Origin of the sequence: Mesorhizobium sp. M0060 (genome assembly GCF_040323155.1) — a bacterium.
Taxonomy (GTDB): domain Bacteria; phylum Pseudomonadota; class Alphaproteobacteria; order Rhizobiales; family Rhizobiaceae; genus Mesorhizobium.
On record NZ_JAMYUP010000014.1, the window covers coordinates 41,912 to 62,759 of the forward strand.

Below are 20,848 nucleotides of genomic sequence, written 5' to 3' on the forward strand. Positions count from 1 at the left end.
CTGCATGTCCGTCCGGCTGCGCATGGTTCTGGGCAACGACACGCATAAAAGATATCTGGAGCACGCCGCATGGATGCTTTAACGCGGCAGGCTTAGGCGATAGACGTCGAGGGTGGTTCATGGCTGAGTTGATTGACGGAAAAAGTGTCGCCGAAGACGTGGTGCGGCGGGTCAAGGCCCTGACCGCCGAACTGACGGAAACGGGCGGACGGCAGCCCGGTCTCGCAGTGGTCCCCGGTCTTGCAGTGGTCATCGTCGGCAAGGATCCGGCAAGCCAGGTCTATGTCGCCTCCAAATCCCGCACCGCCAAGGAATGCGGCTTCCATTCGGTTCAGCACACGCTGCCGGCCGAAACCTCCGAGCAGGACCTGTTGAAGATCATCGGCCAGCTCAACGCCGATCCGGCCATCAACGGCATCCTGGTGCAGCTTCCGCTTCCCGGCCATATCGATGCCGGCAAGATCATCCAGACCATCGCGCCGGAGAAGGATGTCGACGGCTTCCACTTCATCAATGTCGGCAAGCTCGGCACTGGCGAGCTCGAGACCGCCTTCGTGCCTTGCACGCCGGCCGGCTCGATGCTGCTGATCGAACGTGTGCGCGGCAAGGACCTGTCCGGCCTCAATGCGGTTGTCGTCGGGCGCTCGAACATCGTCGGCAAGCCGATGGCCAATCTTCTGCTCGCCGCCAACTGCACCGTCACCATCGCACACAGCCGCACCAAGGACCTGCCGGCGCTTGCCCGCACCGCCGACATTCTCGTTGCCGCCGTTGGCCGGCCCGAAATGGTCCGGGGCGACTGGGTCAAGCCTGGCGCCACCGTCATCGACGTCGGCATCAACCGCATCGCCGCACCTGAGAAGGGTGAAGGCAAGACCCGCCTCGTCGGCGATGTCGCCTTTGCCGAAGCGGCGAAGGCGGCCGGCGCCATCACGCCGGTGCCTGGCGGCGTCGGACCGATGACCATTGCCATGCTGATGGCCAACACGCTAGCTTCCGCCTATCTCGCAGCCGGGTTGAAACGGCCTTCCTTCTGACCAGAAAGCAGCGTCCTTGCCGAACCTCACTGTTCCCTTAGAACGGCCGGTCACTAATGATCCCGTTCAGGGCGGCCGGCAGTTCGGGTTTCTGCTGGTCGACAAGTTCTCCATGTTCTCGCTGGCCGCGGCAATCGACACGTTCAGGTCGGCGAACCGGCTGGTCGGCCGCGATTTTTACGGCTGGACGACGGTGTCGGCCGACGGCGATGCCGTCATGGCGTCCAACGGCCTGCCGCTCAAGATCGACTACGCCGTTGCCGATTTGCCGCCGGTCGATATCCTTTTCGTCTCGGTCGGGCTGACGACGGAGTTTCCCGGCAAGAGCAAGGTGCTGGCGGCACTGCGCAGTTGGGGCCGGCGCGGCAATGCGCTCGGCGCACTTTCGGTCGGCTCCTACCTGCTTGCCGAGGCAGGCCAGCTCGACGGCTACCGCTGCACCATCCATTGGGAAAACCGCGCCGGTTTCCTCGAACGCTTTCCGGACATCAACTGCACCGGCAACGTCTTCGAGATCGACCGCAAGCGCTACACCTGCGCCGGCGGCACCACCTCGATCGACCTGATGCTGGAGATCGTGCGCGGCGATTTCGGCTCGAGCCTCGCCAACGGTGTCGCCAACCAGTTCCAGCATGAGCGCATCCGCTCGGCCGGAGACCGCCAGCGCGTCGGCCCGGAGCGCGACTTGACCGGTAAGTCGGAAAAGCTGCGCCGCATCGTCGAGCTGATGGCCGACCATCTCGACGAGCCGCTGTCGGCGGTGCAGCTCGCCAAGTCGGCGGGCCTGTCGGTGCGCCAGGTCGAGCGCCTGTTCCTGCGCCATCTGAGCGTGACCCCCGGCCGCTATTACATGCGGCTCAGGCTCGAGCGAGCGCGCGAATTGCTGCGCCAGACCAACATGCCGATCCTGGACGTGGCAATCGCCACCGGCTTCACCTCGCATTCCTATTTTGCCCAGAGCTACCGGCTGCAATTCGGCCGGCCGCCTTCCGAGGAGCGCCGCACGACCTATTGAGGGTTTGGCGCAGTTGGCGATGCAGCTTCGTGCTCCATCCGGGCTTGTGTCGCGACGCGGCGTCAAATAGCTTTCCCGCGCCGGGCGGCGGCGACCGAGGGGGAGATCTTTATGGCGGCATTTGCACGGAGCGTCGCTGCGGCGGCCCTGCTGCTGTGGATGACGGGGCTCGGCTTTGCCGCCGACCGCGTCATCGTCATTCTCGATGCCTCCGGCTCGATGTGGGCGCAGATCGACGGCAAGCCCAAGCTCGAAATCGCCCGTGAATCGCTGCGAGCCGTGCTGCAGTCGGTCCCGGCAGACGAGGAAATCGGCTTCATGGCCTATGGCCATCGCGAGAAGGCCAGTTGCGACGACATCGAACTCATTGTGGCGCCGCAGGCAGGCTCGGCAAGCGCGATTTCAGCCGCGGCCGACAGCTTGAAATTTCAAGGTAAGACGCCGCTGACCGCCGCCGTCAAGCAAGCGGCGGAATCGTTGAAATACAGGGAAGACAAGGCGACGGTCGTTCTCATCACCGATGGCATCGAGACGTGCAACGGCGATCCCTGTGCGCTCGGCAAGGAACTGGAGGCTGCCGGCGTCGACTTCACCGTCGACGTCGTCGGCTTCGGCTTGACGGCTGCCGAAGGCAAGCAGGTCGCTTGCCTCGCCGACAACACCGGCGGCAAATACATCCAGGTGTCCGACGAGAAGGCGTTGCAGGATGCCCTCGTCGAGACCGTTGCGCCGCCGCCACCGGCTCCTGAACCGGCTCCCGCCCCGCAGCCTGCTCCCCAGCCGGCGCCCGCTCAGCCGGCGGAATTCAATTTCGTGCCGACCGTCGTGCTTGCCCAAGGTGGCGACCCCGTCACCGACGGCAATGCCTGGGAAATCTACAAGGCAAATTCCGACGGCACGCGCGGCGATCCCGTCACCACCGAATACGGCCGCTACAAGGGCAATCTGGAGCCGGGCGACTATATCGTCGTCGCGCGCGCCGGCGAGGCCAAGGCCGAACAGAAGATCAGGATCGAGCCGGGCCAGGTCGCCAAACCGCTCTTCACCTTGAATGCCGGCACGCTGGTCATCCACCCCAGGCCAAGCGAAGGGGCGGACGTCGACGACGGCGCGGCTGTCGTGATCGCCTATCCGGGCGTCGACACGCCGCCGACCTATTATGGCGACACGAAAGTCGTGCTGCCGGCCGGCGACGAGAAGGTGACCGTCACGATCGGCCAGGGCGTGGTCACCGAGACGATCCCGCTTGCTGCCGGCAGGGTCATCGACAAGCACATCATCGTCGGCGTCGGGCGTGTGGTCGCCAACGCCTATTATGCTGCCGGTGGCGACAAGGCCGAGGGTTCGGGCGTCGGCTTCAAGGTGCTCCAGGCGAAAAAGCAGGTCGACGGAACCAGGCAGGAGGTGACTTATGCCTACGGTCCCGACAGCAAGTTCGATCTGCCGCCCGACAATTATATAATGATCGCGACGGTTGATCTCGCGGTGGCCGAGCAGCCGTTCAGTGTCAAGATTGGCGAACATCAGGACCTGAAGGTTGCCATGAACGCCGGCGTGCTGGCGATCACCGCGCCAGGCGCCTCGAAGATCGAGGTTTTCGAGGCCAAGAAGGACATCGACGGAACCCGCAAGTCGGTCGGCTACGCCTATGACCAGAAGTATCAGGCCACCCTTTCGGCTGGCGACTACGCGGTGGTTTCGGAGAAATCGGACAACAGCTCGAAGGAAGGCACGGTAACGGTCAGGGCCGGCGCGCGAGCCGAGCTGACGGTTCAATAGAGCATTTTGCAGCCAAGTGGAATCAGTTGGCGTCGTAGAAATGCGGCTAAAACAATAGATAGGGCGGCCACCAGCCGCTCTTTCTCATGCCGAAAACGGTCACGCCGTTCCGAAGGCGCTCGCGCCGTGGTCGGCGCGCCCAACCATCTGCCGGAACCCGGCGAAAAGCTCGCGGCCGAAGCCGAATTCATTGCCTATGAGGTCGCTGTCCGCTGCTCGCCGCAGTGCGAAATCGCCGGCCGGCACCAGCACCTCCAGCGTTCCGGCCTCGGCGTCGAGCTTGATGATATCGCCGTTATGGATCCTGGCGATCGGCCCGTCCTCCGCCGCTTCCGGCGTCACGTGGATCGCCGCCGGCACCTTGCCGGAAGCGCCTGACATGCGCCCGTCGGTGACCAGCGCCACATGCTGGCCGCGGTCCTGTAGGATGCCGAGCACTGTGGTCAGCCTGTGCAATTCCGGCATGCCGTTGGCCTTTGGGCCCTGGAACCGGATGACGGCGATGAAGTCGCCGGTCAGCGACCCCGCCTTGAACGCCTCGTTCAGCCCTTGCTGGCTATCGAAAACCTTGGCCGGCGCTTCGATGATGCGCCGCTCCGGCTTGACCGCCGAGGTCTTGATGACGGCATGGCCGAGATTGCCTGAAAGTACCTTCAGCCCGCCGCTCGGCTGGAACGCCTTCTTGAACGGCGCCAGCACCTTCTCGTCGCCGCTCTCGCGCGGCGAGGCCTCGCGCACGACGCCGCCGTCGGCGCCGAGCTTGGCCTCAACCGCGTAGGGGCGCAGCCCTTCGCCCCACACCGTCTGCACATCCTCGTGCAGGATGCCTGCGTCGAGGAGTTCGCGGATCAGGAAGCCGAGCCCGCCCGCGGCGTGGAAGTGGTTTACGTCGGCAAGGCCGTTCGGATAGACCCTCGCCAGCAGCGGCACTGCTTCCGAGATGTCGGAAATGTCCTGCCAGGTAATGGCGATGCCGGCCGCTGCCGCCATGGCGATCAGGTGGATGGTGTGGTTGGTCGAACCGCCGGTGGCGTGCAGGCCGACGATGCCGTTGACGATCGAGCGCTCGTCGATCATCCGCCCGACCGGCGTGTAGGCGTTGCCGAGCGCGGTGATCGCCAGCGCCCGCTTGGTCGCTTCCCTGGTCAGCGCGTCGCGCAGCGGCGTGCCCGGATTGACGAACGAGGCGCCAGGGGTGTGCAGGCCCATGATCTCCATCAGCATCTGGTTGGAATTGGCGGTGCCGTAGAAAGTGCAGGTTCCCGGCCCGTGATAGGATTTGGATTCTGCTTCGAGCAGTTCGGCGCGCCCCGCTTTGCCTTCTGCATAAAGCTGGCGGATCTTGGCTTTTTCATCGTTGGGCAGGCCGGTCGTCATCGGTCCCGCCGGGATGAACACGGCAGGCAGATGGCCGAAGGTCAGCGCCGCGATCACCAGCCCCGGCACGATCTTATCGCAGACGCCGAGATAGACGGCGGCGTCGAACATGTTGTGCGACAGGCCGATTGCCGCGGCCATGGCGATCACGTCGCGCGAGAACAGTGACAGCTCCATTCCGGGCTGGCCCTGGGTTACGCCGTCGCACATCGCCGGCACGCCGCCGGCCACCTGGGCAATGCCGCCGGCCTCGCGTGCCGCGTCCTTGATCAGCGCCGGAAACGTCTCGAAAGGCTGATGCGCCGACAGCATGTCGTTATAGGAGGTGATGATGCCGAGGTTCGGCACCCGGTCGCCGCCAAGCGCCACCTTTTCGGATGGACTGCAGACGGCAAAGCCATGGGCCAGGTTGCCGCAGGACAGCACGGCCCGGTTGGCGGTGCGGTTCGAGGCTTCGGCGATGCGGCCGAGATAGGCCTCGCGACCGGGCTTGGAGCGCTCGCGGATGCGCTGGGTGATGGCTTCGATGTCGCGTCTTGCGGTCATGGCGATCAGTCCTTTCAGGCGAGGTCCCGCAAACACTTCCGGTTGGATGCCGGGACCTGCAGCCAAGTTCGAAATCAGGGTGCCCAGAAAACCTCTACGGGCCTCTCGGCTGCATCGAGCACAGCACGAATGGGCTTTCGTGTTCCCGATGCCATCGCGCTCTCGAATGCCTCGCGCTTGTCTTCGCTTTCGATGTGCAGTGCGAGAAGATTGGCTTCGACGATCCGTGCCAGCGACAGCGTCAGCCGCGGCTCGCCGGCGCTTGCCGCGTGAACCGGCAGCACGATCCTTTGGGAAGACGGGTCGAGCAATTTTGCTAGTTCGTCGGCATCCGGAAAGAACGAGGCGGTGTGGCCGTCGGTTCCCATGCCGAGCACGACGACGTCGAGCGGCCAAGGCAGCGATTGCAGCGCCTTGCTGTCGGAGACCGCCGCATCCTCGACGCTTGTCGCCTCATGGTAGAGGGGAACGAAATTTGCGGCGGCGGCCGCGTTCTGCAGCAAGTTGGCGGCCACCAGGCCGGCATTGGATCGCGGCGACGACGCCGGCACGAAACGCTCGTCGACCAGTGTCACCTTGACCTTGTCCCAGGCGATCGGAATGTTGGAAAGCGCCGTGAAGAATTTCGCCGGCGTGGTGCCCCCGGAGACGGCGAGAAATGCCGTGCCGCGCGCCGCGATTGCCTTTGACAGGCGGCCGGCGACGTGGCCGGCAAGTGCTGCCGCCAGCTGCTGGCGTTCGGCAAATTCGTGCCACGTATAGGCGGCGGCGTCGCTCAATTGCTCTCGTGCCATGTCCGCCCGTCGCGTTCGATCAGCGCAATGGAGGCCGATGGCCCCCATGTGCCGGCGGTGTAGCTTTGCGCTTCCTGCCTAGCGTTCTCCCAGGCGTTCTGGATCGGGTCGATCCATTTCCACGCCGCCTCGACCTCGTCGCGGCGCATGAACAGCGTCTGGTTGCCACGGATGACATCCATGATCAGCCGCTCATAGGCATCGGGCGCGCGCGCGCCGAAGGATAGCGCGAAGCTCATGTCGAGCGGAATCTGGCGCAGCCGCATGCCGCCCGGCCCGGGATCTTTGATCATGATGAACTGCTTGACGCCTTCGTCGGGCTGCAGCCTGATCACCAGCTGATTGGCGAAGATCGGTCCGGCGCTGTCGCCGAAGATCGAATGCGGGATTGGCCTGAATTCGATGACGATCTCCGAAACGCGGGTCGCCAGCCGCTTGCCGGTCCGGAGGTAGAACGGCACGCCCGCCCAGCGCCAGTTGCCGATCTCGGCCTTGAGCGCAACGAAGGTCTCGGTGTTGCTATTCTTGCCGAGCTCCTCGACATAGCCTTTCACCGGCCCGCCGGCCGAGGCGCCGGCACGGTATTGCCCGCGCACCGTGTGCTTGGGCGCTTCGTTGCCGTTGATGCGCTTCAGCGCCCGCAACACTTTCAGCTTTTCGTCACGGACGGCATCGGCGTCCATCGACGACGGCGCTTCCATGGCGACGAGGCAGAGCAGCTGCAGCATGTGGTTCTGCACCATGTCGCGCAATGCGCCGGCCTTGTCGTAATAAGTGACGCGGTCTTCCAGGCCGACCGTCTCGGCCACGGTGATCTGCACATGATCGACATTGGCGGAGTTCCACAGCGGCTCGTAAAGCGCATTGGCAAAGCGCAGTGCCATCAGGTTCTGCACGGTCTCCTTGCCGAGATAGTGGTCGATGCGGAAAATCTGGCTTTCATGGAAGTCGTCGCCGACCAAATCGTTGAGCGCGCGCGCCGAGGCGAGATCGCGGCCGATCGGCTTTTCCAGCACGATGCGCGAATTCGGCGTGATCAGCCCGTGTTCCTTCAGCTTGTGCGAGATGTCACCGAACAGCGCCGGCGCCACCGCCAGATAGAAAGCGCGGATATGTTCGCTGTTGCCGATTGCCTTCTTCAGCCTGTCGAAGCCAGCACCTGTGGTCGCGTCGGCCGGGACATAAGAGAGCCGTGCGAGGAACGTCTTCAGTTCGGTAGCGTCGATATCGGCAGGCTTCACATGGTCGGCAATCGCTTGCCTGGCGAAAGACTGGAATTCCTCGTCGGTCATCTTCGAGCGCGACGTGCCGATGATGCGCGTCGGTTCGGAAAACTGGTGGTCGCGCTGGCGATAGTACAGCGACGGCAGAAGCTTGCGTTCCGACAGATCGCCGGTGCCGCCGAAAATGATGAAGTCGAAAGGGTCGACGGGGATGATCTGGCTGGTCATGGTCTGTCCGCTCTGACGCCGGGCGCGATAACGCGGCTGATATAATCTAATCGATTTAAGTGTTCCAGTGCCATTCCGTCACATCCGCGTGTGCTCTTGACACCGGCGCCACCCGGAGGCTTGTCGGCAAGCGATGCTTCTGGGAGCCTTCGCAGGTGCAGCATAGAGCGGGATCGAGGCGAAAGCCAAAGGAGAAATCGGCAATGGACCCACATCTTTCGATGGCCATGGCCAAACCTGCCGTCGGTCGTCGTCAATGATAAGTGAGAAAAGCATGCGTCTGGAAAACAAGGTCGCCATCATCACCGGCGCTGCCTCGGGCTTTGGCGAGGGCATGGCCAGGCGCTTTGCCGAGGAGGGCGCGCGAGTAGTCGTCGCCGATCTGAACGCCAAGGGCGCGGAGCGCGTCGCCGGCGAGATCGGCGAAAAGGCGATCTGGACTCAGACCGACGTCTCGCTGCGTTCCGAATTCGATGAGATGGTCCGTGCGGCGATGAGCGCTTTCGGCCGCATCGACATCATGGTCAACAATGCCGGCTACACTCATCGCAATGGTGACATGCTGGAAGTCGACGAGGCGACCTTCGACCTGATCATTTCCGTCAACATGAAGGCGATCTACCACGCCGCGCTGGCCGTGGTGCCAATCATGGAGCGGCAAGGCGGCGGCGTCATCCTGACGACGGCCTCCACGGCCGGTATCAGGCCGCGGCCTGGTCTTACCTGGTACAACGCATCGAAAGGCTGGGCGATCACCGCGGCCAAATCGATGGCGGTCGAGCTCGCGCCGAAGAACATCCGAGTCAACTGTCTCTGCCCGGTTGCCGGCGAGACCGGCATGCTCGAGAAATTCATGGGCGCCGACACACCCGAAATCCGCGAGAAGTTCCGCGCATCGATCCCGCTCGGCCGGCTTTCGACGCCGCTTGACGTGGCCAATGCTGCGCTGTGGCTCGCATCGGACGAGGCGGTTTTCATCACCGGCGTGGCGCTGGAAGTCGACGGCGGGCGCTGCATTTGAACAGTCCGGTCATCCGGCGAAAGCCGGACTGACGGGGAGCGATCCGAGCCGCGATCGCTCTGCCGGCCTTACGCCCCGGTTTTGATGTAGCTCTTGTAGACCCAGCCGCGCTTGCCGTTGTAGACGATCTGGCACCATTGTTTGCAACTCATCACTTGCACCGAGGTCTTGGCAGGCACCGTGAGAATGGCGGCCGCATTCTTCTTCGGGCCGATCCGCATTGTGACTGATCTCAGGATGCGTCCGGTACCGGCAGCGTTCGCCTTCCCGGATTTTGTCTTGGTGCTGCTGTTGTCGTCTTCGCTCGCGGACTGCGCTGCCGGCGGCTTGGGCGTGGGGATGGCGGCGGTCTGCGCGCCGTCGGGCCCGGCGTTTTTCGTCGAGCTGCCGGGAGCCGCCACCTTGGCAAACAATGCTGCAGCGTCGGGTTTCGCTGCCGGGTCGGCGAATGCCGCCCCCGCAGACGATTTGTCGGCCGCCTGCTCGGTCTGGCTTGCCAACTGGTCGGATGCTGCCGTGGCGGCCGCTGATGTGGTCTTTGGCCCCGTCCAGCGTGGATCGTTAGGAGCCAGCGCCGGTATCTCGGCTTCCGCGGCGGCCACCGCCGAGGAAACCGCGTCGGCTTTGCCCGTCGCCCGCGGCGCCGCAGCAACCTTGGCAGGCGCGATCTTCGTCGTCTTGACCGGAATGGTCGGAACGGTCTGCTCCGGGCTCGCGGCCGCCTGTCGCTCATTTGCCGGCAATGCCAGCCACAGCGCCACCGCGGCAACGCCGAGCAGAGCTGCCGTGCCAAGCGCAGCTATCACCAGATGCGCGTTCGACCGGACCCCCTGCCAGAACGTCGGCCGCATATCATAACCGAATTGCATCGCAAGGCGCCGTCGTTCCGGCGCGCCGAAACTGAAGGGCTCTCTCACTCTTGCCACCTCCATTTGCGGGCCGATGTTCTTACGACCCATGCCGGAGAGCCGGCAATCGATCGGCATCGGTCCCAAACCAAAAGCGGGCAGACCCGCAAAAATTCCCCGTTCAGCTGCCCACGAGCATCTTCTTTCGCCCGCGATTGTGGCATCACTGCGCCCTTGGCGCGAATTCTGCGCTCTGGTTAAGGATTCTGCAACGTCTGGTTAAATCCTGTCCCGCAACGCGTACCAGTTGAGCGCGAGAAAGAGCAGTGGCGCGCGGAAACGCCGACCGCCGGGGAAGGGTGGGATCTTCAAATCCTCCATCAGCTTCAGCCGGTCGCGGTTGCCGGCGACCGTCTCGGCATAAAGCTTGCCGAAAAAGTTCGACAGCATGACGCCGTGGCCGGAATAGCCGCCGATCGAGATCACATTGGGCATCACTTCGCGCACGAACGGTTTTCTCGGCATTGTGATGCCGACATAGCCGCCCCAGCCATGGGTGATCTCGACGTCCTTCAGTGCCGGATAGATCTCGGCGATCTGCCGGCGGATGTGGATGTGGATGTCCTTGGGATCGTTGACCGCGTAGATCTCGCGCCCGCCAAACAGCAGCCGCCCATCCTTCGATTTGCGGAAATAGCGCACGACGAAGCGCGAATCGTCGACCGCCTCGCCACCCGGCAACACTTTGGAATCGGCTCCCAGCGGTACCGTCGCCCCGATGAAGGAACCGATCGGCATGATATGCGCGGCACTCACCGGTTCGAGCGTGCCGCCATAGGCATTGACCCCGATCAGGCATTTGCCGGCGGTGATCGTACCCTTCGGCGTCGTCACCCTCACCTTGCCGCCGTCGGAGGTGACGCCGGTCGACGGCGTCTGCTCGAACAGCTTTGCGCCGGCCTCTGCCGCGACTTTTGCGGTGCCGATCACCAGCTTCAGCGGATGGATGTGGCCAGTGCCTGTGTCGCGGGTGCCGCCGAAATAATGCGTCGAGCCCAGCCGCTCGGCGGTCTCCGCGGCGTCCATGAATGAGATGTGCGGATAGCCGAACCGGTTCGCCATGATCTCGGCATGCGTCTTATAGTCGTCGACATAGCGCTTCTTGTGCGCCACCGACATTTGGCCGGGCATATAGTCGATCTCGATCTGGTTGACGGCAGCGAAGTCGAGGAGATGCGCCTTGGCCTCTTCGGCCAGGTCGAACAGCGCCTTGGCGCGGGAAAAGCCGTATTCCGCCTCAAGTTCCTCTGCCCAGGCCCGTTGTCCGGTGCCAAGCTGGCCGCCATTACGGCCCGATGCGCCGTCACCGAAACGATGCGTTTCGATCAGAACGACATCCGCGCCTGTCTTGGCGAGATGGACCGCAGCCGACAGGCCGGTAAAGCCGCCGCCGACGATCACGACATCGCACGTCCGGTCGCCGTCGAGCGCCGGATATTCTCGTCTTGGCCCGGCCGTGTCCTCGTACCAGGAGCGGCCGGGGGAGATTGGGGATTGGTAGGACATGGGAACGCCAGTGAATGGTGAATAGTGAATGGTGAACGGCTTTGCGAAAGCGCACTGTCTGCGTTCATCCGTCCAATATGAAACTATTCACCATTCACTATTCACCATTCACGCGACAAAGTCGCCACTCACACATTCAGCAGCAAATACTCCCGCTCCCATGGGCTGATCACTTCCATAAAGGTCTCGAATTCCGCTCGCTTGATCGCCGCATAGGTGGCGGCAAACGACTTGCCGAGCAGGGCGCAGAGTTCCTCGTCGGCCTCGAACAGGTCGACGGCTTCGAGCAGGCCGCGCGGCAGGTCGATCTCATCCTCATTGGCGGTCGTCAGTACCGGCGGCTCGGCCTTGATCTTGTTGGTCATGCCGATCAGCCCGCAGGCGAGCGATGCGGCCAGCGCCAGATAGGGATTGGCGTCGGAGGAAGGGATGCGGTTTTCGACGCGCCGCGCTGCCGGGTCGGAGCGCGGCACGCGGAAGGCGGTGGTGCGGTTGTCGTAGCCCCATTTGTTGTTGACCGGCGCCGAGGCCGCCTGCGTCAGCCGCCGGTAGGAATTGACATAGGGCGCGAACATCACCAGCGCGTTCGGCACATGTTTCTGCATGCCGCCGATGAAGTGGAAGAAGGCGTCGGTCTCCGAGCCGTCCTCCGCCGAAAAGATGTTCTTGCCGGTCTTCTTGTCGATGATCGATTGATGGATATGCATGGCAGAACCGGGCTGCCCCTGGATCGGCTTGGCCATGAAGGTGGCGTAGATTTCGTGCTTCAGCGCCGCCTCGCGAATTGTGCGCTTGAACATGAACACCTGGTCGGCGAGCTCGATCGGATCGCCATGGCGCAGATTGATTTCGAGCTGGCCGGCGCCTTCCTCGTGGATCAGCGTGTCTATCTCCAGGCCCTGGCTTTCGGAGAAATGGTAGATGTCGTCGATCAGTTCGTCGAATTCGTTGACGCCGGCGATCGAATAGCCGGCGCCGCCGCCGATCGGCCGCCCGGAGCGTCCGACAGGCGGGGTCAGCGGGTAGTCCGGATCGGGATTCTTGCGCACCAGGTAAAACTCGATCTCGGGCGCCACCACCGGTCTCAGTCCGCGTCTGTCATAGGCGGCAAGCACACGCTTCAGCACGTTGCGCGGTGTGAATTCGACCGAGCGGCCGTCCTGGTGGACGAGGTCGCAGATGACCGCCGCCGTCGGGTCCTCCTCCCACGGCACCACCGTCAGCGTCGAGAGATCAGGCATCAGCTTGAGGTCGCCGTCGTCCTCCGGATAGTGAAAGCCGTTGCCGTCCTCCGGGTAGCCGCCGGAAATCGTTGTCATGAACACCGCCGAAGGCAGCGCCAGCGAGGTGTTGGAGGTGAATTTCTTCGACGGCATCATCTTGCCGCGCGCAACCCCGGCCTGGTCGGGTGTGATGCATTCGATGTCTTCGATGCCGCGCCATTCCAGCCAGGCGCTGACTTCCTTCCAGTTCTTGACGCCGCGTTGGTTTTTCACGAAGGCAGGCGTGCGGGCGCGTCCTCCGCGGCTCGACGGACGGACTTCTTTTTTTGCAGGCGGCATCAATCACCAGATTTGTTGCAGATTGTGGAGTATAGCCGTTGCCGGCCACGAAAGGGAAGGGCAGCCGGCTGGCGTCCCGCCTCGATACCCGGGGAACAGAACGGCTTCCGGATAAAAACATCCTGGTCTAGGGTCGGCCTCCCGCAACGCCGCAATTGAACACACCGAATGCAACACAACCGCAAACTGACGACGATCGGCTTCGATGCCGATGACACGCTGTGGCAGAACGAACAGTTCTTCCGCATGACCGAGAAGCGCTTTGCCGTGCTGCTCGCCGACCGCGCCGAGGAGGACCGGATTTCGGCAAGATTGCTGGAGGCCGAGAAGCGCAACCTTGCGGTCTACGGCTTCGGCATCAAGGGATTTACGCTGTCGATGATCGAGACGGCGATCGAGGTCACCGAAGGCCAGGTGCCGGCCTCAACCATCGCCGAAATTCTCGCCGCGGGCCGCGAGATGCTCAGCCATCCGATCGAGCCGCTTCCCCATGCGCGCGAAACCGTGGAAAAGCTGGCCGGCGCCTACCGCCTGGTGCTGATCACCAAGGGCGACCTGTTCGACCAGGAACGCAAGCTCGCGCAATCCGGACTGGGCGAGCTGTTTCATGCGGTCGAAATCGTCAGCGACAAGAGCGCTGCCACCTATAGCCGCATCTTCAGCCGCCACGGCGATGGCCCGGAAAAGAGCATGATGGTCGGCAACTCGCTCAAATCGGACGTCGTGCCGGCCATCGAAGCGGGCAGTTGGGGCATCCACGTGCCGCATGAGCTGACCTGGGTGCTGGAACATGTCGAGCCGCCGGTCACGGCACCACGCTTTCGCCAGATAGCCAATCTCGGTGAACTGCCAGGCCTGATCGAGCGTATCGGCGAGATTGATTGATCAGGTCTGCAGTCGACGCGTCGCGGTAAGAGGTCAGTTGCGGCCGAGCCCGACCAGCCGGTCGATCACCGGCTGCAGCCGTTCGGTGGTGATCGGCTTGACGACCACCGCATCGATGACGCTCGACAGGCCCAGGGTCTCCGGAGTGCCGGTCTTGACTGAAAGCAGGATTACCGACGGAAGCGATTTGCCTGACGCCCTCCGCAGTGCATCGATGCCCGTCAGCAAGGCGTCGCAGTCCCCGTTCTCCGCTCCGCCGTCGAGAACGACAGTGCCGGGAACCAGTGCGTGCAAGGCCTTTGCCGCGGTTTCGGGAGTTTCCGAGATCGGTTTGAGGCCGGACCGCTCCACGATCTTCGAAACCACGACCCGGTTGATCGGTGATTTTCCGACTACCAGCACCCGCGAGAAATCCGGGCGCATCCCGGTCTCCACGTCCCGGCTACCGAAAGCCAGCTGTTTTGCAGTGTCGATATCGCGATTCGCTGGGCACATGGAGGGCAGGCCGTTGTTCAATGTTTCAATGCAGGGTTGAAACTTGACGGGTAATTGGCGTGAGATCGCTGCTCATGTCAAGCTGAAATGGCACATGAGGAGAATATCGCAAGAAACACTAAAATTAAAATTAAGTGCTGTTCTCTGCCGCCGCTGGAAAGGCAAAGTCGACCCCACAACTGGGCAGGCCTCAGCGAAGTTTGGCTTTGAGGCGCGAACGCATCAACTCGCAGCCACAGCAGGATTGACGCAGGTTGGACGAAGGCGAGGCAAGTCGGTCGCGAGCTTGTCGTATCGCCTCGCCGGACTATCCTTCCTCGTTGGCTAAGCACGTCTCTTTGAGCGAGGGGGATGACAATGGACCTCGTGACTCACAAGAAATTTAAAAATGGCCGGTTGATGCCGTGGGGAAAGGGTACGGTCGTTACCGGCGCAAAGGGATTTGTCTACCTTTCCGGACACACTGCGACCGCCGAGAACTATGATCCGATCGGCAAAAGCGGAGGTGGCGCCGTCGGCGATGCAGCCGCGCAGTGGCGCGAAATTCTCACGAACATCAAATCAGATCTGGAGGAGCTCGGCAGTGCACTCGAATATCTCATCAGGCTGAGCTTCTTCGTTAAGGGACCATTTCCCGATGGCGGTGTTCTGAGCTCTCCCAATTTTCGCCTGGACATCTTGGACGAGTTCTTTGCCGAGCACTGCCCGAAGCACTGCAGCTACAACAACCCGCCGCCCTCGGAAGTGATTGGAGTTGCAGCGCTTGCGCATCCCGACCTTGTCATTGAAATTGTTGCACTCGCGGCTCTGCCGGACTAGGCAGAGCCGCGGCTTGTGAGGTGCGATAGCATGCGTTCAAAAGGCGCGGCGCTGTAGAAGTTCATCAGCCGTGGCTCCGTTGCGTGACGATCACCGGGATCAGCAGGTCGCCCCAGTTGCCGTCACCGCCATGGTGCCGTGCTGAGCGCACCAGCTCGACCGAGACGCCAGCCTCGACAGCCTTCATCACCGACTGATTGAGCCTGTGCAGGTCATTCGCCAGCATGCGGATGGTCGCCTGTTGGTCGACATTCATGCTGGTGGCCTGCTCTTCGGCCCGTTCCTTGACGCGGCTTATCGATGCCATTGGTCTTCTCCCTGTGTTGCCATGCCTGTTGTGTTGCCATGCCCGTTTGGGCGTTCCCTCTGTTTGTCTGCTATTCCGCTATTCCGCCGCCGGCCTGAATTGGGCGTGCTCGGTCGATCCATGCATGGCCGTGGTCGAAGACTGGCCACCGGTGATCGCCATCGAGACGGCGTCGAAATAGCCGGTGCCGACCTCGCGCTGGTGCTTGGTGGCGGTGTAGCCATTGGCTTCCGCGGCAAATTCAGCTTCCTGCAGTTCCGAATAGGCCGCCATCTGCCGCTCTTTGTAGCCGCGGGCCAGTTCGAACATGCCGAAATTGAGCTGGTGGAAACCGGCCAGCGTGATGAACTGGAATTTGTAACCCATGGCGCCGAGTTCCTTCTGGAACTTCGCTATCGTCGCGTCGTCGAGGTTCTTCTTCCAGTTGAAAGACGGCGAGCAATTATAGGCGAGAAGCTTGCCCGGATGGTGCTTGCGCACGCCCTCGGCAAACGTCCTGGCCTGCGCCAGATCGGGCTTGGAAGTCTCGCACCAGATCAGGTCCGCATAGGGCGCGTAGGCGACGGCGCGGGCGATGCAGGGCTCGATGCCGTTGCTGACATGATAGAAGCCCTCCGCGGTACGGCCGGCACCATAATCGACGAAGGGCTGGTCGCGCTCGTCGATGTCGGAGGTCAAGAGCTTTGCCGCTTCCGCGTCGGTGCGTGCCACGACCAGCGTCGGGGTGCCCATGACGTCGGCGGCAAGCCGCGCCGCGTTGAGGTTGCGGATATGTGCGGCGGTCGGGATCAGCACCTTGCCGCCAAGATGGCCGCATTTCTTCTCCGAAGCCAGCTGATCCTCGTAGTGGACGCCGGCAGCCCCTGCTTCGATGAACGCCTTCATGATCTCGAAGGCGTTGAGCGGCCCGCCGAAGCCGGCCTCCGCATCGGCGACGATCGGCGCGAACCAGGTGTCGACCGACAGCCCCTTGCTTTCGGACGTCTCGATCTGGTCGGCGCGCTGCAGGGTGCGGTTGATGCGCTTGACCAGTTCGGGCGCTGCATTGGCGGGATAGAGCGACTGGTCCGGGTACATGGCGGAAGCGGTGTTGGCATCGGCGGCGACCTGCCATCCGGACAGATAGATCGCCTTCAGCCCGGCCCGCACCTGCTGCATCGCCTGGTTGCCCGACATGGCACCGAGCGCGTTGACGAAATCCTCTTCGTGGATGAGCTGCCACAGCCGGTTGGCGCCCATTTCGGCGAGGCTCTGCCGGATCTGGATCGAGCCGCGCAGCCGCCTCACGTCCTCCGGCGAATAGGGCCGTTCGATACCGTCAAAGCGGCCTTGCGGCGCCGAGGGGACGAGGTTGTAAAAATCGGTCATTGGTAGCTCCAAACGGTTTTCGATGCCGGTTTCGGAAAACGCCGCACAGGGAAATACGTGCGCCGTGTGTGACACCATTTACATTTCAGGACGAGGACAAGCGAGATAAACCTCAGAATAGGCCGCAAAATAAGGGAAAACCTGTGTTGTGTTTGACCGATGAGAGCTGTAAATCTGTCATGATTGTAAAGACCGTCATGCCATCGGTGGATGTAAATTCCTGTCAAGGACAGTCGATTGGGCGACCATAAAATCTTCGCCGGACCGCGCATTCGTCGCATCCGCAACGCCAAGGGCCTGACCCAGACGGCGATGGCCGAAGGGCTCCGCATCTCGCCGTCTTATCTCAATCTCATCGAGCGCAACCAGCGGCCGCTGACGGTGCAGCTGATCCTGAGACTGGCATCCGTCTACAAGGTCGACCCGCACGAATTGCAAGGCGAGGCGAGGGGGTCGGTTGCCGACTTGAAGGAAGTGTTTTCAGATCCGCTGCTGGCCGGCGAACTGCCGGGCGATCAGGAGCTCATCGAGCTTGCCGAGGCGGCGCCCAACGCCTCCGCTGCTGTCATAAAGCTGTTTCGCGCCTATCGCGAGCAGGCCGAGCGGCTCTCCGACCTCAACGAGCTTCTCGCGCGTGACGGCAAAGCGACCGCGCTCTCAGGCGCCCGCCTGCCGATCGACGAAGTGCACGAGATTTTCGAGCGCCGGCCGAACCATTTTGCGCCACTCGAAGAGGAGGCCGAGGCATTCACCTCGGTGCTCGATCCCGGCGACGATCTGCTCAGTGCGCTCAAGGCCTGGCTGAGGCGTGAGTTCGGCATCGTCGTCAAGGTGCTGCCGGTCGCCACCATGCCCAACTGGCGCCGTCGCTATGACCGTCACTCGCAACGCCTGTTCCTGTCCGAACGCCTGTCGCCATTCGATCAGCTGCGCGAGGTGGCGATGGAGGCCTGCCTGATCCGCATGAGTGTCGCTGTCGCTGCCGAAATCCAGGCGCTGAAGCTGACCACGGACGAAGCCCGCCGGCTCGCCCGTTTCGAGCTCGGCCGCTATGCCGCGCACGCGCTGATGATGCCCTATCAGCTTTTTCACGCCGCAGCGGTCCGCGCCCGCTATGACATCGACATGTTGCGGTCGCGCTTCGGCGTTTCCTTCGAGCAGGCGGCCAACCGGCTGACGACCCTGCAGCGGCCGGGTGCGCTGGCTGTGCCGTTCTTCATGCTCGAGGTCGATAATGCCGGCAATCGCTTTCGCAAGGCGGGCGGCCACGGCTTTCCGCAAAGCCGTTTCGGTGGCGGCTGTCCGAAGCTGCCGGTCCATGCCGCCTTCGGTCAGCCCGGCCAAATCCTGGTCGAGGCGGTGGAAATGCCAGATGGTGCAGCGTTTCTCTGCATTGCCCGCACGCTCGAAGGGCCGCAGGGCTCGTTTGCCGAGCGACCGCGCCGCACGGCGCTGCTGCTCGGCTGCGACATCGGTTTTCGCGACGAAGTCGTCTACGGAGCGGCGTTGCCGGGGCCGGCCGCTATCGGCAAGGCCGGACAGAGCGCCACGGCGGCGGCGACGCCGATAGGCCCCGCCTGCCGGCTGTGCGAACGCATCGGCTGCCTCGCCCGCGCAGAGCCACCGGTGACACGCCCGCTCGGCCTCGACGAAATGGTGACGGGACTGAGCGCCTTCGATTTTCAGTGATTCGGCTCCAGCAATATTGCGGCTGAATCTTCGACCGAAGAACCTCATCTGTTCCTGCGGCGGCGACCAGTAAGCTGGTTCGCAGTTGCCGGCCAAAATATTGGTTCAGCCAAAATATTGACTCAGCCAAAATATTGATTCAGCCGAATATTGATTCAGCATTGACGGTACGGTATCAAAAAAAGAACTGCGCAACGGTCGGGGGATCAATGATGGGCAGGACAGTTTTTTGGTTTGGCTTGGCGCTCGCGTTTTCGGCCGATCCCGCATTGGCTGAAAAGTCCTCGGATTTCTTCAAGTCCTATCAACAGTATAATGATGCCGGCAAGGCGTTCCTGGACAAGATCGATCCGAAGACCGGCGCGATAAATCTTGCCGAAGGCATCCATCTCGACCTCAAGGACAAGTTCTATTTTCTGGACAAGAAGGACACGCTCTCCGTCCTCACCAAAGCCTGGGGCAATCCGCCCGACTCTGGTTCCGATGCCCTCGGCATGATCTTTCCAGTCTCCCATGATCCCATTGCCGACAACAATTGGGGGATAGAGCTGCGCTGGGAAAAGATCGGTTACGTCGACGACAGCGACGCCGCGTCCATCGATTACAATGAACTGCTGCGCAACATGCAGTCAGACACTCTGTCCGGCAACGATCAGAGGGTAAAGGATGGCTATGCGCCCATTACGCTGATCGGCTGGGCGTCGCCGCCGGTTTATGACGCGGCCCACAAGCGCCTGCACTGGGCCAAGGAGCTGCAATTTGGGAACGATGCCGCCCATACGCTCAACTACGACGTCCGTTTCCTTGGCAGGGAGGGCGTCTTCGTGATGAGCTATATCGCGACGATGGAACAATTGCCGGAGATAAGGCAAAGCCTGGATGAAGTGCTTGGCCTCGCGGACTTCAATACCGGCAAGACATACGCCGATTTCGTGCCGGGCGTCGATACGGTTGCGGCGATTGGCTTCGGTGGCCTGATTGCCGGAAAGCTGGCGGCGAAAGCAGGTTTTCTGGTCGTGGCGCTGATCGCGCTGAAAAAGTTTGGCCTGCTCCTGCTGGTTCCGCTGGCCGGTCTCTGGCGCTTTATCCGCGGCAACAGGGGCACGTCGTAAAGCCATCGTCGACAGGTCGCCTCGGATCATCGCCGGGCGAGGGCGAGGCGCCCTCATCAGTGCGCCAAACGGAACATTGAACTGGATCACGCCCGGCCTTCTGCTTTGCGTTACGCGAATGAGGCACGTCTCTGTCGTCCATTGCATGTCGTGCTGCTCCGAATTCGCCGACAGTCGCATCCATGACCGATACCGCATCATCTCCGGTTGCCGCTTCGCCGATCGTGTCGCCGCAAGGGGAACGCGTCGGCTTCCTGCTGGTATTCCTGTCGGCGCTAATGTGGAGTTTTGGCGGCACCATTGCGCGCTTCATCGACAACACTGACAGCTGGACGGTGGTGTTCTGGCGCTCGGTCTGGGCGGCCGCCTTTCTGCTTTGCTTCATAGTCTGGCGCGACGGCTGGCGTGGCACGCTGAAGCTGTTTCGCGACATGGGCCTTGCCGGCCTTGCCGTCGCGTTCTGCTTCGCCACGGCGTCCACCTGCTTTGTAGTGGCGCTGGCCTATACCACCGTCGCCAACATCCTCTTGATGCAGGCCGGCGTGCCGCTTCTGGCGGCGCTGTTTGCCTGGGTGCTGTTTCGCGAACGGGTGGCCGTGACGACCTGGGTGGCGATCGCCGCCGTCATTGCCGGCGTCGCCATCATGGTGTCGGAATCGCTCGATGGCGCCGTATCGCCGATCGGCGACGGGCTGGCGCTGCTCATCGCCGTCATGTTCTCGATCGCCACCGTCATCACGCGCCGCTTTGCCCATGTGCGCATGACCCCGGCGACCTGCCTCGGCACGATGCTGGCGGCCGCCTTCGCGGCATCGCAGACGTCGGCAATGGGCGTTTCCAGCCACGACATGGGCTTCCTTTTTGCCTTCGGCGTGATCAATCTGGGGATCGGTCTCGCCTTCTTCGCCACCGGCGCCCGGCTTGTTCCGGCCGCTGTGGCGGCGCTGCTCGGCACGTTCGAACCGATCCTTGGCCCGATCTGGGTCTGGCTCATCCATTCCGAGGTGCCGTCGGCGCGCACCATCCTCGGCGGTGCGGTCGTCGTCACCGCGCTGCTCGTCCATATCGGGCTCGAATTCAAGCGCCAGACGCGGCCGGGGCGGGCGGGCGTCACCGGTGTGCCGTCGCCTAATTGATGCGGCGAGCGCGCCAAAGCGAGATGAACCATTGACAATGT

18 protein-coding genes are annotated in these 20,848 nt (G+C 62.8%); 9 read left to right on the top strand and 9 right to left on the bottom strand.

Going from position 1 to position 20,848, the window contains the following annotated elements; all coding sequences use genetic code 11:
- Positions 1-119 precede the first annotated feature (119 nt).
- From NKJ94_RS15915 to NKJ94_RS15925, 3 genes are all read left to right on the top strand, one after another.
- A complete protein-coding gene (locus NKJ94_RS15915; protein ID WP_352526309.1) occupies positions 120-1,037 on the top strand; it encodes a bifunctional methylenetetrahydrofolate dehydrogenase/methenyltetrahydrofolate cyclohydrolase in 918 nt (305 codons plus the stop codon).
- Positions 1,038-1,053: 16 nt separating this feature from the next.
- Complete coding sequence (locus NKJ94_RS15920; protein ID WP_352526310.1) at positions 1,054-2,052, top strand: GlxA family transcriptional regulator; 999 nt, start codon at positions 1,054-1,056, stop codon at positions 2,050-2,052.
- A 111-nt stretch (positions 2,053-2,163) separates the two neighbouring features.
- Positions 2,164-3,831 (top strand): vWA domain-containing protein, encoded by a 1,668-nt coding sequence (locus NKJ94_RS15925; RefSeq protein ID WP_352526312.1) that lies wholly within the window; start codon positions 2,164-2,166, stop codon positions 3,829-3,831.
- Between the two features lie 99 nt (positions 3,832-3,930).
- On the opposite strand, the gene edd is transcribed toward NKJ94_RS15925, so the two are convergent.
- From edd to zwf, 3 genes are all read right to left on the bottom strand, one after another.
- Positions 3,931-5,754, bottom strand: a complete 1,824-nt coding sequence (edd, locus tag NKJ94_RS15930; RefSeq protein WP_352526313.1) for a phosphogluconate dehydratase — start codon at positions 5,752-5,754, stop codon at positions 3,931-3,933.
- 74 nt (positions 5,755-5,828) lie between these two features.
- On the bottom strand, positions 5,829-6,548 hold the full coding sequence (pgl, locus tag NKJ94_RS15935; RefSeq protein ID WP_352526314.1) for a 6-phosphogluconolactonase: 720 nt from the start codon (positions 6,546-6,548) through the stop codon (positions 5,829-5,831).
- Positions 6,530-7,999, bottom strand: a complete 1,470-nt coding sequence (zwf, locus tag NKJ94_RS15940) for a glucose-6-phosphate dehydrogenase (RefSeq protein ID WP_352526315.1) — start codon at positions 7,997-7,999, stop codon at positions 6,530-6,532. Before zwf ends, pgl begins: the two co-directional genes overlap by 19 nt.
- A 274-nt stretch (positions 8,000-8,273) precedes the next feature.
- On the opposite strand from zwf, the gene NKJ94_RS15945 reads away from it, so the two are divergent.
- Complete coding sequence (locus tag NKJ94_RS15945) at positions 8,274-9,020, top strand: SDR family oxidoreductase (RefSeq protein WP_352526316.1); 747 nt, start codon at positions 8,274-8,276, stop codon at positions 9,018-9,020.
- A 68-nt stretch (positions 9,021-9,088) separates the two neighbouring features.
- On the opposite strand, the gene NKJ94_RS15950 is transcribed toward NKJ94_RS15945, so the two are convergent.
- The 3 genes from NKJ94_RS15950 to NKJ94_RS15960 all read right to left on the bottom strand — a co-directional run bounded on the left by NKJ94_RS15950 (position 9,089) and on the right by NKJ94_RS15960 (position 12,996).
- A complete protein-coding gene (locus NKJ94_RS15950; protein ID WP_352526318.1) occupies positions 9,089-9,781 on the bottom strand; it encodes an SH3 domain-containing protein in 693 nt (230 codons plus the stop codon).
- Positions 9,782-10,147: 366 nt separating this feature from the next.
- Positions 10,148-11,434 (bottom strand): NAD(P)/FAD-dependent oxidoreductase, encoded by a 1,287-nt coding sequence (locus NKJ94_RS15955; protein ID WP_352526319.1) that lies wholly within the window; start codon positions 11,432-11,434, stop codon positions 10,148-10,150.
- Between the two features lie 128 nt (positions 11,435-11,562).
- On the bottom strand, positions 11,563-12,996 hold the full coding sequence (locus NKJ94_RS15960) for a glutamine synthetase family protein (RefSeq protein WP_352526320.1): 1,434 nt from the start codon (positions 12,994-12,996) through the stop codon (positions 11,563-11,565).
- Between the two features lie 168 nt (positions 12,997-13,164).
- On the opposite strand from NKJ94_RS15960, the gene NKJ94_RS15965 reads away from it, so the two are divergent.
- On the top strand, positions 13,165-13,881 hold the full coding sequence (locus NKJ94_RS15965; RefSeq protein WP_352526322.1) for an HAD family hydrolase: 717 nt from the start codon (positions 13,165-13,167) through the stop codon (positions 13,879-13,881).
- 33 nt (positions 13,882-13,914) lie between these two features.
- Here the strand turns inward: NKJ94_RS15965 and NKJ94_RS15970 are convergent, their stop codons facing one another.
- Positions 13,915-14,304, bottom strand: a complete 390-nt coding sequence (locus NKJ94_RS15970) for an ANTAR domain-containing protein (RefSeq protein ID WP_352526324.1) — start codon at positions 14,302-14,304, stop codon at positions 13,915-13,917.
- A 429-nt stretch (positions 14,305-14,733) separates the two neighbouring features.
- Between NKJ94_RS15970 and NKJ94_RS15975 the strand changes: the two genes are divergently transcribed.
- Positions 14,734-15,195, top strand: a complete 462-nt coding sequence (locus tag NKJ94_RS15975; protein ID WP_352526325.1) for a RidA family protein — start codon at positions 14,734-14,736, stop codon at positions 15,193-15,195.
- A 64-nt stretch (positions 15,196-15,259) separates the two neighbouring features.
- Here NKJ94_RS15975 and NKJ94_RS15980 read toward each other — a convergent pair whose 3' ends face one another.
- Together NKJ94_RS15980 and aceA are read right to left on the bottom strand one after the other, a co-directional pair.
- Entirely contained in the window at positions 15,260-15,502 is a 243-nt protein-coding gene (locus NKJ94_RS15980; RefSeq protein WP_352526326.1) for an SMc00767 family acetate metabolism repressor, read from the bottom strand.
- Positions 15,503-15,580: 78 nt separating this feature from the next.
- Positions 15,581-16,870 (bottom strand): isocitrate lyase, encoded by a 1,290-nt coding sequence (gene aceA / locus NKJ94_RS15985; RefSeq protein ID WP_352526327.1) that lies wholly within the window; start codon positions 16,868-16,870, stop codon positions 15,581-15,583.
- 237 nt (positions 16,871-17,107) lie between these two features.
- On the opposite strand from aceA, the gene NKJ94_RS15990 reads away from it, so the two are divergent.
- From NKJ94_RS15990 to NKJ94_RS16000, 3 genes are all read left to right on the top strand, one after another.
- Complete coding sequence (locus tag NKJ94_RS15990) at positions 17,108-18,559, top strand: helix-turn-helix domain-containing protein (RefSeq protein ID WP_352526328.1); 1,452 nt, start codon at positions 17,108-17,110, stop codon at positions 18,557-18,559.
- A gap of 134 nt (positions 18,560-18,693) precedes the next feature.
- On the top strand, positions 18,694-19,671 hold the full coding sequence (locus tag NKJ94_RS15995) for a DUF2167 domain-containing protein (RefSeq protein ID WP_352526330.1): 978 nt from the start codon (positions 18,694-18,696) through the stop codon (positions 19,669-19,671).
- Between the two features lie 182 nt (positions 19,672-19,853).
- Positions 19,854-20,807: a DMT family transporter gene (locus tag NKJ94_RS16000; protein ID WP_352526331.1), complete on the top strand. Its 954-nt coding sequence runs from the start codon at positions 19,854-19,856 to the stop codon at positions 20,805-20,807.
- Positions 20,808-20,848: the final 41 nt, after the last annotated feature.